Source organism: Larkinella bovis (genome assembly GCF_042655385.1).
GTDB lineage: Bacteria > Bacteroidota > Bacteroidia > Cytophagales > Spirosomataceae > Larkinella > Larkinella bovis.
In genome coordinates, this window is the sequence record NZ_JBHSMA010000008.1 from 130,459 (window position 1) to 144,105 (window position 13,647).

Below are 13,647 nucleotides of genomic sequence, written 5' to 3' on the forward strand. Positions count from 1 at the left end.
AGGACTCAATGACACCACGGATATTTTTACGTCTCCTGAAGCAGCATGCGCTCTGGTTTATCCTGATTCCCCTGCTAACGGCGGGCTCCGTGTATTACTTTTCCAAGGATGAAGTCCGGATTTATAAATCGGAGGCCACCTTGTATACCGGTTTGGCCTCCGGTTATTCCCTGCTTTCGGACCAGCAGGCCGGTTTCGTCGACCACTCCGCGGCTTCTTTCGAAAACCTGCTCACGACGCTCAACTCGCAGGAAACCCTGCGGCAGATTGCGGTTCGTCTCCTGGTGCAACACCTGCCCCTCGCTAAACCGGATGGTAAGGTGCTGTCGCCCCCCGGTTTTCAGCAAATCCGGAAGGCAATTCCCGAAAATCTCCGCCAATCGCTCCTTAAAAACGCGGATCAGGCGACCCTTTTCACGCGGATCGACAGCTTGTCGCGCTCGGTGACCGACAATCCGGTTCAGTATTTAGTGCTGAAATCGAATGCCTACTGCTCGATCCGAACGATCGGGAAGAACCTGAAAGCAACCCGCCGGGCTCCCAGCGACATGCTCGATATGGAATATGAATCGGACGATCCGGCGGTGGCGCAGCAAACCCTGAATCACGCCATTTCGATCCTGAACCAGCGTTATACGACCCTGAAAACGTCGGAAACCAATTCGGTAGTCAACTATTACGAAAACCAGACGCAGGAAGCGAAGAAGAAACTGGACGAGGCCGAAAACAAACTTCGGGCCTTCAACGTGCAGCACAAAGTGGTGAATTTTGACGAAGAGTCGAAAAACGTGGCCGCTGCGCGCGAGTTGTTTACCGAAGATTATAACAAGGAACTGATGCGCAACCGGGCTTCCAAAGCCTCGATGGACGGCCTGAGCAAGCGCATGGGCCAGCAGGGCGCCTTGCTGGCGGCCAACGGCGAACTGAAAACCCGCCAGGCGGAACTCACCGAAGCCCAGACACAACTGGTGAATGCGCAGGCCTATGGACAACCGCAAACCGTCATCAGCCGCCTGCAAACCCGGGTTGACCAGGCCTCGGAAGCACTGAAAGCCACCGCCCGCAATTATTCGGCGGCCGAAAATTCGCCCGAAGCGATTCCGCAACGGACGTTACTGAACGAGTGGCTGGAAAAAGTAATCGACTTTGAGGAGTCGTCGGCCCGGCTGGAGGTCTACAAATCGCGCATGAACGAGTACCAGGCCCGGACGAACGCCTACAGCCCCTTGCAGACGCAGCTGCGGCAACTCAACCGGGAACTCGAACTGGCCGAAAAAGACTATCTGTCGTCGGTACAGTACCTGAATCAGGCCATTACGCACCGGCAGGATGTTTCGGTGGATGGGGCATTGACCGTTCTGGACCCGCCTAACTTCCCGTACGAGGCCCAATCCAAACGCTGGTTGTTCATTGCCATCGGATTCGGGGTTGGCATTTTCATTGCCATGATGCTGACGGCCATCCGCTACTGGGTCGATCGCCGGATCAGTTCGCCGGAGCAGGCCGAAACGCTGATCGGCCGCCCGGTGGCCGCGGTTTTCCCGACCGTCAAAAAATTCACCATCGATTCGAAAGCCGGCCGCACGGCGCTGAGCATGTTCGAGCAGTTGTGCAACGCCATTAATTTCGAGATCGTCAAGGCGTCGGGCACCAGGCCGTATCCGCCGGTCATCACCCTCTTTAGCGTGCGTTCGAAGCAGGGCAAAACCTGGATTGCCCACAGTTTAGGCCGGATGTATGCCGAAGCGGGTCAGCAGGTTGCCTATTGTTACCCGCGTCTGAAAGATAGCCAGGAGAAGGTCGAGCAGGACGGGGTTACGTTTTTCCCCTACACGCGCCGGTCGGATTTAATGAACGTCACGGAAATCGATTACCTGTTCGATGAGAACACCAAGTTCGATGCCTCGCAGTTCGACCGAATCATCCTCGAAATCCCGGCACTGATCAGCAGCCCGATTCCGGTATACCTGATCAACCAAAGTTCGGTTTCGGTCCTGGTCACGGATGTCAACAGCATCTGGGCGCGAACGGAACGGAAAGTACTCGAAATGTTCCTGAAAATTGCCACCCATGCCGTGGTGACGATTTTGAACCGGGTCGATGGCAGCTACCTCGATGCCCCGAGCAAGGCCGACGCGCAGCAGTGGCCCACCCAGCCCGAACACTCGGTCGAGGTACAACGGACGCTCCGTTCCCTGGAAAACCAGCGGATGCTTCAATACGGAAAAATAGTGTAGCCCATCAAGCGCATGAGTACGAAACAGCAGGCCATCAGTGGCGGAAAATGGATTACCATTTCCACCGTAATTTCGACGGTGTTCCAGTTTCTGCAGGTTTCCATCCTGGCCCGACTGCTTGAGCCTTCGGTTTTCGGGGTGGTCAGCGTCAGCACGCTGATCATCAATTTCTTTTTCATTTTCAGCAACTTAGGCTTTTCCAACTCCATCATCTCCAAGCAGGAGAGCAACCCCAAAGTGCTTTCGTCGCTGTATTTTATGGGGCTGCTGCTGGGCGGAACGGTTTTTCTGATCGTGTATTTCAGTTCTCCCCTGGTGGTGGCTTTTTACCACGAGCCTCGGCTGGACAAAGTCATTAAACTGGCCTCCCTGTACTTTATTATCAACTATTTAGGCCAGATTTATTTATTCATTCTCCAGAAAGAACTGCAGTTTCGGTCGGTCGCTATTATCGAAATCATCGGTACGTTTACCGGCACTTCCATCGCCATTACGATGGCGTATAACGGATACGCCGAAACGTCCCTGATCATCGGTTATCTGATCATGCACGTGGTCCGGACGGTGCTATCGATTCTGCTCGGGCTCAAATATTTCAAACCGTCCTTTTACTTCAATTTCGGCCTGATTAAAGACCACCTGCGCTTTGGTTTATTCAACGTGGGTGACGGTTTAATCGGTTTTATTCAGGGCAATGCCGATAACATTATTGTCGGTAGTTTGCTGGGGGTAACGCCATTGGGTTATTACACGATTGCCTATCAACTGGCGGTTTTTCCGATCAATAAACTCAATCCGATTATTCTACAGGTTGCGTATCCGGTTCTGGCTAAAATGAAAGGCAATGATCAGGAATTGAAGAATTCCTACATCAAGATCCTGGACATTATCAGCTATTTAAACCTGCCATTGCTGGCCGGTTTATTCATCACCGCCGAAAGCGTGGTTCCGTTGTTTTACGGGCCGGGCTGGGACAACACCATTCCGCTCATTAAGATTTTTGTTTTCCAGAGTTTCTTCGGCTGCCTGGCGCATCCGCTCTTCACGTTAGCCTTTACGAAGGGCAAGCCCAACTTATTGTTCTATCTGAATCTGGCCACCCTGGTTATCAAGATTCCATTGCTGTATTTCTTCGGAAAATACTGGCACGTTACCGGTATTGCGCTTTCGTATTTAACGACTACGTTCCTGAGCCTTTTTCTAAACTTTTACATCGCCCACTCACTGATTGGCAATTTCTTTAAAGAATTCCTGCAAAACATTGTAAAACCGCTCAGTTTCTGTTTGCTGATGGTGATCATGATTTTCGCTTATAAAGAGCTGGTCGGTTATCAGGGCGTAGTGAATACCATCGTCGAAATTGCGATTGGAGGATTGGTTTATCTGGCCCTTACGCTGAAGTATAAAGTTTCACTTCCCGAAATCAGAACCTTCAGACAATCATTGTAACATGACGGACAACCAACCCATCAGGCATCGATTTCACGTTCTGGATATTTTCCGGGGCATTTTTGCGTCAATGGTGGTTTTATTCCACCTCGCCCCGTTCGCCGACACCCCCCTGATCAACAATAGTTTTGTCGATAACTCCGACATGTTCGTCGATTTCTTTTTTGTCCTCAGCGGTTTTGTAATTACGTACAGTTATCCTACTATTTCGAATGGCGCTGAGCTAGGTTCTTTTTTAAAAAAGCGATTGTTTCGAATTTATCCCCTGCACGTCATCCTGCTGTTCAGCTTCCTGATTATTGAGAATATAAAACTATATTTTTCCAGCTATATCCACATCAATCAACCGTTTAACGAGAGCAACAACGTCCTTACTTTTTTCACGTCGCTGTTCCTGCTGAACTCCGTCAAATTTCCGGGTATCCGGGATGTGAGCTGGAACATTCCCAGTTGGTCAATCAGCGCCGAAATGGTTTCTTACGTCCTTTTTAGCGGTTTGCTGGTGCTTTTGTACAAGACCCGATCGCAGGCCTTTAAATATGGTGTGTTTGCGGCTTTGCCGGTTTTGGCCCTGATGCTTCTGGTCTTGATCACGGGCGGGTTCGCAATTAATTATAGTTTCGACTACGGTTTTCTGCGGGCTATTATCGGTTTTTTCACCGGTTCTGTCTGCTACTTCGTTTTCAGTCAACTCTATCCTTCTTTCAGCAAACGCAATCCTTTTTATTTTTCAATAGCGGAAGTTGTGTCGCTAGGCATCTTAGGCGGTATGATTGGTAACGGAACGGTTTTAAAAGAAATCGGCTTCGTCTTCGAATTCATATTCTTTGCGTGCATTCTTATTTTTTCGTTTGAACGCGGCATTATTTCTGCTGTATTAAAAAAATCTGTCTTCCTGAAAAATATCGGAACGTATAGTTACTCCATTTACATGACCCATACGCTCCTGTTAAGCCTTTTTAATGTTGTTTTTATTCGATTGCTCAACTTACCGCCCTCGTCCTACGTTTATCTTGTTTTCCTGAATTATTACCTCATTTACATCGTGTCTCGCTGGACATACCATACTATTGAGATGCGGTTTACGAAGGGAATAAAGGCTATACCTACGGGCCGTAAAAAGCCGATATCCAACAGCATCCAACCCTAATCGTTGAATTGATACAACTGTTTTAGTCCGATGAATACCCTGAATTTTCGTTTCAACAACATTCTGCTTTTACTTACGCTGATCTCGTTGGTGATCAGTTGTCAACCCGCTATTACGCCCCAGCCGGTTGCCGATTTTTCGATTGAAAAAATCACCGGATCGCCGGGAAAAATCAAATTGACAAACAAATCCTTGAATGCCAAACGGTACCAGTGGACGTTTGGCGACGGCCGGGCATCGACGGAAGAGGCCCCGGAAATCGAATACAAAACCGACGGAACGTATACCGTTGTACTGACGGCTAAAAATGATGTGGGGCAAGATCAGGTTTCCAATAGTGTCGAAATCGGGGGCCTGGTTAAATACGTCACCGCCGGTTTTGATTACGCACCGATCAACGGGTCACCCAGCCGGATTCAGTTTACCAACCGCTCCATGAATGCCGATCGGTATCAGTGGCAATTTGGCGACGGACAGGCCTCCACGGAACCCAATCCACTCATTGAATTCAAAGGCAATGGAATCTATACGGCTCGCTTAATTGCCAAAAATGCCAACAGCACGGACGAGGTTTCCAAGAGTGTTACGATCTCCGGCGTTCCCACCTCAGGCAGCGTGATGTTCTGGACAAATGGCCGGGGCGATGGTTCGGATATTGAAGTCTATGTTGCCAACGCCATGCAGGGCGTTATCAACACCCATCAGGCCAATGGCACGCCCTCGTCCTGCGGATTGGATGGCTATGTTACTTTTCAGAACACCGACGGAACGTACAGTTTTTATGCACAGTCCAAAAGCCGTTCGTGGTCGGGTGTTATAACCATTAAAAACGGTGAATGCCGCATGAAATTACTTCCACAATGAGTGAAAACTTAGCCCCTTCTAGCCGTGAGCACGCTACTTTTACCCGACTGGCTTTCGAAACATACGTTTGCCTATAATCCAAAGAATGTTGCCAAGGGGCAGCTTCAGGATTTGCGTAACCGGCTGGCCCGGTTTAAGGTTGATAAGCCCGAGATTTCCATCGTCATTCCGGCGTACAACGAGGAGGCTAATTTGCTGCATACCCTTTCATCACTGGCGGATCAGCGGCTTTTGCGGCCGACCGAGCTACTGGTGGTCAACAATAATTCCGCCGACCGGACGCAGGATTTGCTCGACAAGTGCGAGGTCCGGTCGATTATCGAGCGCCGGCCAGGGGTCGCGTTTGCCCGGCAGGCCGGTCTGGAAGCGGCCCGGGGCCTTTACCTGGCCAATGCCGATGCCGACTGCCTGTATCCGTCGGGTTGGGCGGAGGCCATTACCAAACCGCTCCAGGACCCCGAGATCGCCTGTACCTACGGCCTTTATTCGTTTCTGCCCAGCCCGAATTCGTCCCGGCTGGCGTTGATGCTGTACGAAAAAACCGCCCAGCTCACCAACAACATTCGCTACCGGAACCGGGAGTTCATGAACGTCTACGGGTTCAATTTTGCCTTTCGCCGGGCCGACGCGCTGGCGGTAGGCGGTTTTGCCCTCGACAGTGGCCGCGAAGGATCGGTGGCGGAACTGGTCGCAGCCGGGATTAAACCGCCCCCGTCCGGTAAATGCGAAGATGGCTGGATGTCGCTCTCGCTGCAGCAGGAAGGAAAAGGGCGAACGGTTCGGGTGACGGATCCGGCGGCCCGGGTATGGACGAGCGACCGCCGATTACTGGCCGACGGTAGCCTGGGCAAAGCGTTTACAACCCGCGTCTGGCAAGCCATCCGAACGCTGGGCGCACCGGTTTCCCGGTCGAGCTCAAGCCCGTCATGAATTACTGAAAACGCCTATGGTCCGTTTTGTTGCGGGGTATTTGATGCGCATTTTGTGGCGTAAAAAAATACGATTTACGATGCTGTTGACTGGCCTGGCGTTTGCCGGTTTTTCGCAAACCTGCAACGGGGTGCTCGGCGAAGCCATCATCAACGAAACGTTCGGAACCAGCGTGACCCGCCCGCTGGAATCGGGCGAAACGACCTACCGGTTTGTGTCGGATCGGTGCCCGGGCGACGGCGAGTATATTCTGGCGAATTCGAGCCATTGTTTCGGCTCCACCTGGCACACGATTACCGAAGACCATACCGAAAATGACGTGGGCGGGGCCATGTTAATCGTCAATGCGTCGCACGAAGCGGGGGAATTTTATAGCCATACCGTGACGGGTTTATGCCGCGGCATTACGTACGAATTTTCGGTCTGGGTTTTGAATTTAATGAATCCGGTTTTAGCCAACGGCTGCAATCCGATTGAACCGGCTCCGCTTGACCCGAATATTACCATGAAGATTGAACGACCGGATGGGAGTGTCATTCAAACCATCAATACCGGTTCGATCGGCCGTTCTGCCACGCCAACGTGGTTGCGGTACGCGGTGCTGTTTACGATGCCCGATACGGGTAATTCGGTGGTTATAAAGCTCGTCAATAACGGGCCGGGCGGCTGTGGCAACGACCTGAGCTTAGACGATATTCAGTTCCGGCCCTGTCACCCGGTCCTGGCAATTCGTTACACCGAAACCGCCAGTTCGACGCTGGAAGGATGTGCCAATAGCAAGCACCTGATTCAGTCGGACCTGGGTAGCGGTTATGAACGACCGGTGTATCAATGGCAGGAAAGCACGGATGGTGTAAAATGGAGCAACATCATCCATGCAACTACTGATTCGTACCTGGTGCAGGTCCATGAATCGGAAAATCGGTATTATCGGTTAGTCTGCGCCCCCTATCCGAATGCGATTACAGAGCAGGATACGCCCTGTCAGTCGGTTTCCAATCCCCTCATGGTAACCATTCGAAATCCGAACGATTGCCGGGGGCCGCAGATTCACATACCGGATTCATTCACACCGAATAACGACGGTTTTAACGATGTCCTGAATGTATACCATTTCGATAATATCATCTTTGAATTGCGCATTTTTAACCGCTGGGGAAGCGTCATTTTCAGAACGGACACCAACGGTTTTCGCTGGGATGGAACGTACCTGGAAAAACCGTGTCCGGAAGGTATCTATCCGTGGAAAGTAACCTACCGATCGACAGATACGAACCAGACTGAAAATGATTATTTTAAAACCGGCCAGGTGCTTTTAGTACGCTGATCGCAGCCCTGGGAGGCAGCTCTATTAACTTATTCAACTTATGAAGAATCATTTTCCGGGCGTGACCTTACTCGTTACGCACTACAACCGAAGCGGTTCCCTGGAGCGGTTGCTACGAACCTTTACGGATCTGGACTGCTCCTTCGACGCCATTGTGGTTTCGGATGATGGCAGCAAGCCCGAACACCTCGACAAGCTCAAATCCTTAGCAAAATTGCTTGATTTTCAACTCGTTACTACGCCAAAAAATAAAGGACTAGGCAACAACATCAACAAGGGACAGGACGCCGTCCGGACGGCGTATACCCTGTATGTCCAGGAAGATTTTGTGCCGCAACCCGACTTTGCCACGCATTTTAACGATGCGCTGACCATTATGAACCAGGAGCCGGAACTGGATTTCATCCGGTTTTACGCCTACTTCCCCTATCCGTATACGGAACCCTACGGCAAAGGGTTTTCGAGAATGGTTTTCAAACCCTCGCCCTGGTTCTCCAACCATTTGAAATTCTATGTTTACAGCGATCACCCGCACCTGCGCCGGAGCAATTTTCTGCAAAAATTTGGTCGTTATGTGGAAGGGAAAGATGTAAACGTTACCGAATTTCAAATGTGTCTTTCGGTCATTCAAAAGAAAGGCCAAGGGCTCTTATTCGATGAATTTACGAAAGTATTCGACCAGAAAAACTCAAGTACCGAACCGAGTACCTTCTACCGGGCGAGCTGGCGGGAAAGTACCCACCCGGTACTGCTTTTTGCCCGGTGGTGGTACTTAAAATACCGCCTTCTCAAAAATACGTTCGAGCTGGCTCTGCTGAAAGATTAGCCCGTTTAGCCCGCGTTTTTCTAGTGAATTGCCTTGTTCCTCATCACACATGAATCCGCACTTGACCCATTTTCCGGCTGTTACCCTCCTCATTACGCACTATAACCGTAGTGGTTCGCTGGAACGGCTGCTCCGCTCCTTCAAAGAATTGAACTGCTCTTTCGACGACATTGTGGTGTCCGACGACGGTAGCAAACCCGATCATTTAAATGCCATCCGGGAGCTGAAAAAACAGTATACATTCCGGCTCATTACAACCCCGAAAAATAAAGGCCTGGCCAACAACCTCAATAAGGGGCAGGAGGCCGTTAAAACCCCGTATACGCTGTATGTGCAGGAAGACTTCATTCCCAAACCGGCGTTTACGGCGCATTTTAACGACGCGTTGGCAATGATGCAGGAGGAGAAAGACCTGGATATTATCCGGTTTTATGCCTATTATCCGTATCCCTATCTGGAACCCTATAAAAGCGGTTTTTCGCGAATGCTGTACAAACCGTGGTATACCAACTATACCAAGATTTACTATTACAGCGATCATCCGCATTTACGGCGGAGCAATTTCCTGGATAAATTTGGCCGCTATGTGGAAGGAATCAAGTCGGACAAGACCGAATACCGCATGTGCATTTCGTTTATAAAGAACAACGGAAAAGGGCTTTTTCTGACGGATTTCAATGCGATGTTCGAGCAGAAAAATTCGGAGGACGAACCCAGCACGGTCACGCGCAGCAACTGGCGGCACGAAAACACCAATTTCTTCGTGGTCTGGGGCCGGGCGCTCTACCGGCAGATCAAGTACAACTTCGACCTGATTTTTTGAGTCCCTCTTCTGAGACAAGCGCACAAAAAAAGGCTTTCAACCCGTGGGTTGAAAGCCTTTTTGGTCTTCAGTCCTGGTTATTTATCGGCCTTGAGCACTTTCCGGAAGGCCCGGTCATTGCCCTGCTTCACTTCGAGAATATACATCCCGGCGGGCAAGGCGGAGATATTGATTTTTTCCGAATACGTTCGGGACGCTTTCCCCGTATTCACCTGCTTGTGCAAGGTCCCCAGGCTGGCGTTGAACAGGTTGATTTCCACTGGCTGATTATTATCATTTTCCAGGTCGACGGTCACGTGATCGACCGACGGATTCGGATAGACCCGAACGGTTTCGTGCAGCGATTGCCCCCCCAGCTCGGCAGTTCCCAGCCGGGCCGTGGCCGTCGTGGAGGTTGACGATGTAACCACCTGATCGGAGGCAATGACAAAAATGGGGGTTTCCGTAACCGTCAGCGTCAGTTTGCCGGCCGAGGTATTCAGCGTCTGCACATCGGCGGTATCGCTGGCGACTTTCGGGGTGTACACCTTAGCGTATGTCGCCGTCCCCAGATCCAGCGTATACTGCGCCGTCCGGCCCACCTCGTCGGGCACCACCAGCACGTAGGCCGACTTACCCTGGTATTCGTACCGATCCACGATCGGGTTGGTGCTGATCGTCTGCTTGTAGGTATATTCCCCCAGCAACTTGTTGGCCTGAAAGATAAAATCGGCGGCCGGTTTGCGCGTAAAATTCTGGTTGATCAAGCCCGACGAACCAAACTGCGTGGGATTCAGGAAGTTGTCATCGTACATCTGGTAGAAGAAAATCCGCTCCACCCCCGACCGTGCGTAGAACAAGGCCGTCCGCAGAATCCAGTCGGCCTGGGTCTGATACTCGTTTTTGTTACCGATCGGGATGGCTTTCAGCGGGCTTCCCTGGTTGGCGTCGTACCCGGTTTCGGTTACCCAAACCGGCATATCGTAGGCATATTTATGAGCGGTTTCGATGAATTGCTGCACCACATTCACCGCCGAGGAAACTTCCGGGGCCGCCCCGCGCGTCGACAGTCCGCTTTGCGAGGAGTTGGAATTATCCGGATACAGGTGGTAATTGATCACATCCCAGCAGAGATTAACCGTTCCGTCGGGTTTGTACCCGCGAAACTCCCGGCACCAGTCGATCATTCCCCGCAGGTAGTCGGTTCCGGCATAGGCCGACGCCATCCCCCCAATCACAACTTTGATCGTCGGATCGGCATTTTTAACGCCCACGCCCGCGCCCATCGTGTTTTTGTGACCATCGTAAAAAGCCGACAGGTTGGCGGCATATTCCCGGGCGGTCTGGTAGCCTTTCCGGCCTTTCCACCATTTATCGCGCTCGTTGTCGCACTCGATGTATTTAATCAACCCCAGGCCAATTTTGACGGTATTGATGCCGTCGCCGGTCCACCGCTGGGCGGGGTTGACCGTCACCAATGCCGGGTTAACATTCGGATTGGATCCGTACCGGGCAACATACTGAAACGCCACCTTGGCCTGATCGATGTAGGAATTCGGATTGGTAAAATCACTTCCGTACCGAACCGGTACATTTTCCGAATCCCGCTGATCTTCGGGATAGGTCGCCAGCATCCAGCCGGGCAGTGTTTTCAGACAGGCCAGCACCTCGATGCCCTCGGTTTTGCACCGTTCGTAAATGGCGTCATAATTCCAGCCCCCGCTATGCGTCGGGTTATAGGTGTACAGGCCTTCGTTGGCTTCCAGTTTTTCCCAGTCGATGTAGTGCCGAATGCCCCGGAAGGTCTTGACGGCATTCATCCGCGTTTCGTCGATCACGTCCGGAATCCGGCCATCGATGAAATCCCATTCGAAGGCGTTGGCACCGAACATGTCTTTCAGTTTGATCGTTTTCTGCGGAATCGGGGTGTTTGGCACCGTCGTCGGGGTGTAACTTCCGTAGAGTTCCATTTCCGTCGGATAGCCCCACCAGGCATTCAAGACCAGATAACGGGCGTTGCTGATCGCGGTATCCAGTTTAAACCGGGCGTCGCCGGTTGTTGGGCGGCTCGGATACGGCCCCACCCAGTTGTTGTACTCCTGTCCGGTAAAGGTCGCAATCGGAATCCGCTCCCACTGATCGGTGATAATCGACAGGGTCATCGGACTGTCACTCATCGTTCCGGAACCATCGTAAAACTTAACGCTTTCGATGGTCATCGTTTCACCCGGCAGCAGCGGATAATAGGCGTCGAAATTGCTCAGAACTTTGCCATAACCGGTATTCACTTCGTTGGCGGTATTCCCGTCAAACAGCCCTTCCAGCCCATTGCTGACGTTGTTGAGCTGGTACCATCGCTTGGCTTCGATGGGAATTTTAACCGCCGTAGACGACGTTGGCGGGGTTTCAGCGGCATGGACGACAATCGTACGGGTCACATTGTCAGCCGCGGCAAAATTTGTATTACCGGTTTGGGAAGCCGTGATCGTAGCCGTTCCCGCGCCAACCACCGTGGCTTTCCACGAACCGGTTGCATTGGAAACCGACACCACCGACGCATTGGACGACGCAAACGTAATGGCGGTTTCGGTGTTGGTGCTGCTGGCCACCAGGGTAAACGGCGCATCGCCCACGGTTTTGTCCGACAAAGCCGCGAAGGTAATTACGGAGGGAGCCGTGGTCGGCGTCGTTGGGGTCGTTGGCTGAACCTCAAACCAGTTAAAATTCCAGTCACCTCTGACCACATGGACCCGCAACACCTGGTTTCCGGCGGGTAAGGTGGCCGTTCCGCTCACGGTGGTCCAGTTTTGCCAGCCACCCGTTATCGGCACCTCCACCGTGGCTAAAACCGTTCCGGCCGCATTGCGGAGTTCAATTTCGCCTTCCCCCCACTGCTTGGCCACCCGAAAACTGAACGCATACGTTCCGGCCGACGCCACGTTCAGGTTATAGTCCATCCAGTCGTTATCGCTGATCCAGCCCACACTCAGGCCGCCACCGGTATCCGTCGTACTTTCCGTCAACACGCCGTTCATTCCGGCGTAGTTTTCCGCTTCGACTTTACCCGGCACCGGCGTCGCTCCTTCAACCTCAAACCAGTTAAAATTCCAGTTCCCGGCTACGGCCCGCACGCGTACAATCTGCTCACCCGCATTCAGGTGGGCGGTCGTAAAGATGGTTTGCCAGCCCTGCAAACCACCGGTTTGCGGGACACTGAGCGTACTTAAAACCGTGCCATTATACGTTTTCAGCTCAATCTGGCCGTTGCCCCACCCGTTGGCAATCCGAAATTTAAAGGTGTAGATTCCGGCCGTCGTTACATTGATGTGGTAGTCCAGCCAGTCATTATCGTCGATCCAGCCCACGTTCAAACCACCGCCGGTGTCGGCGGTATTTTCGGTCTGGATGCCGTTCATGGCGGCATAATTTTCGGCTTCGATTTTCCCCGGAACGGGCGTAAAGGCCGACATGGCCGAAACCGGATATCCAAATGCCTTGATTTTCTGGGGAATGTTGTTGCTGTATTTATGAATGACAATCGCATCGGCATAGACTGGCTGCGCCAGCGGCATGTCAAGCCAGGTCATGTAGGTAGGTCCTTCAAACGTTCCCAGCAGAATTTTTTCGGTCCCGTTAACGGCGTAAATGGATGCGGGTTGTTCGGTAAACCAGCCTTCCCCATCGAAGAGGGAAAGACGGGTCAGAATGGCTTTCTTTTCCAGTTTCAGGGTTACATCGACCCATTTGAAATTACCCGTCCAGGCCTGGGCCACCAGGCTATCCGTATTATCGTTGAGCCAGGGCGAATAATCCTGCCCGGTTTCTTCGCTGGGCGTTACGGAGACAAAGCGAACTCGTTCTTCGGTCTGTGCAAAAAGGGCGATGGAAATGAGAAAACAGAGAAATGACAGTAAAGTTTTTTTCATAAAATAGTATAAAACGCAGTGGTATGAAATTGTTATTTTCAAATGGCAGGGAATGGAAGGGCCAGGGAAGAACGGATTAACTAAGGTTGCGTTTTCAAATATAACCTATAATTAATAATATAGTTGCACGCTTTTT

The 13,647-nt window shown here is 51.7% G+C and carries 9 protein-coding genes; 8 read left to right on the forward strand and 1 reads right to left on the reverse strand.

The genetic code is table 11. The annotated features are described in order from the left end of the window. Positions 1-8 precede the first annotated feature (8 nt). Genes ACFPMF_RS21045 through ACFPMF_RS21080 form a run of 8 tightly spaced genes read left to right on the forward strand, consistent with a single transcriptional unit; the run spans position 9 to position 9,606 of the window. On the forward strand, positions 9-2,237 hold the full coding sequence (locus ACFPMF_RS21045; protein WP_379848720.1) for a GumC family protein: 2,229 nt from the start codon (positions 9-11) through the stop codon (positions 2,235-2,237). A 12-nt stretch (positions 2,238-2,249) separates the two neighbouring features. Then, a complete protein-coding gene (locus ACFPMF_RS21050; protein ID WP_379848722.1) occupies positions 2,250-3,686 on the forward strand; it encodes an MOP flippase family protein in 1,437 nt (478 codons plus the stop codon). Position 3,687: 1 nt separating this feature from the next. Then, positions 3,688-4,836 carry an acyltransferase family protein gene (locus ACFPMF_RS21055; RefSeq protein WP_379848724.1) on the forward strand — a complete coding sequence of 383 codons (1,149 nt, stop codon included), beginning with the start codon at positions 3,688-3,690 and terminating at the stop codon, positions 4,834-4,836. 30 nt (positions 4,837-4,866) lie between these two features. After that, complete coding sequence (locus ACFPMF_RS21060; RefSeq protein WP_379848726.1) at positions 4,867-5,700, forward strand: PKD domain-containing protein; 834 nt, start codon at positions 4,867-4,869, stop codon at positions 5,698-5,700. Between the two features lie 24 nt (positions 5,701-5,724). Beyond that, entirely contained in the window at positions 5,725-6,630 is a 906-nt protein-coding gene (locus tag ACFPMF_RS21065) for a glycosyltransferase family 2 protein (RefSeq protein ID WP_379848728.1), read from the forward strand. Between the two features lie 16 nt (positions 6,631-6,646). After that, the gene (locus tag ACFPMF_RS21070) at positions 6,647-7,957 is read left to right on the forward strand and encodes a T9SS type B sorting domain-containing protein (protein WP_379848730.1); all 1,311 of its coding nucleotides are present in this window, start codon (positions 6,647-6,649) and stop codon (positions 7,955-7,957) included. A 40-nt stretch (positions 7,958-7,997) separates the two neighbouring features. Beyond that, a complete protein-coding gene (locus tag ACFPMF_RS21075) occupies positions 7,998-8,783 on the forward strand; it encodes a glycosyltransferase (protein ID WP_379848732.1) in 786 nt (261 codons plus the stop codon). Positions 8,784-8,832: 49 nt separating this feature from the next. Then, positions 8,833-9,606: a glycosyltransferase family 2 protein gene (locus ACFPMF_RS21080; protein WP_379848734.1), complete on the forward strand. Its 774-nt coding sequence runs from the start codon at positions 8,833-8,835 to the stop codon at positions 9,604-9,606. A 77-nt stretch (positions 9,607-9,683) separates the two neighbouring features. Here the strand turns inward: ACFPMF_RS21080 and ACFPMF_RS21085 are convergent, their stop codons facing one another. After that, on the reverse strand, positions 9,684-13,511 hold the full coding sequence (locus ACFPMF_RS21085) for a carbohydrate-binding protein (protein WP_379848736.1): 3,828 nt from the start codon (positions 13,509-13,511) through the stop codon (positions 9,684-9,686). Positions 13,512-13,647 lie beyond the last annotated feature (136 nt).

What these genes read in the sequence shown, in the direction of transcription:
- ACFPMF_RS21080 (WP_379848734.1), top strand. Translation starts at nt 8,833, where the DNA reads ATGAATCCGCACTTGACCCATTTTCCGGCTGTTACCCTCCTCATTACG.
- ACFPMF_RS21060 (WP_379848726.1), top strand. Translation starts at nt 4,867, where the DNA reads ATGAATACCCTGAATTTTCGTTTCAACAACATTCTGCTTTTACTTACG.
- ACFPMF_RS21050 (WP_379848722.1), top strand. Translation starts at nt 2,250, where the DNA reads ATGAGTACGAAACAGCAGGCCATCAGTGGCGGAAAATGGATTACCATT.
- ACFPMF_RS21085 (WP_379848736.1), bottom strand. Translation starts at nt 13,511, where the DNA reads ATGAAAAAAACTTTACTGTCATTTCTCTGTTTTCTCATTTCCATCGCC.
- ACFPMF_RS21075 (WP_379848732.1), top strand. Translation starts at nt 7,998, where the DNA reads ATGAAGAATCATTTTCCGGGCGTGACCTTACTCGTTACGCACTACAAC.
- ACFPMF_RS21045 (WP_379848720.1), top strand. Translation starts at nt 9, where the DNA reads ATGACACCACGGATATTTTTACGTCTCCTGAAGCAGCATGCGCTCTGG.
- ACFPMF_RS21055 (WP_379848724.1), top strand. Translation starts at nt 3,688, where the DNA reads ATGACGGACAACCAACCCATCAGGCATCGATTTCACGTTCTGGATATT.
- ACFPMF_RS21070 (WP_379848730.1), top strand. Translation starts at nt 6,647, where the DNA reads ATGGTCCGTTTTGTTGCGGGGTATTTGATGCGCATTTTGTGGCGTAAA.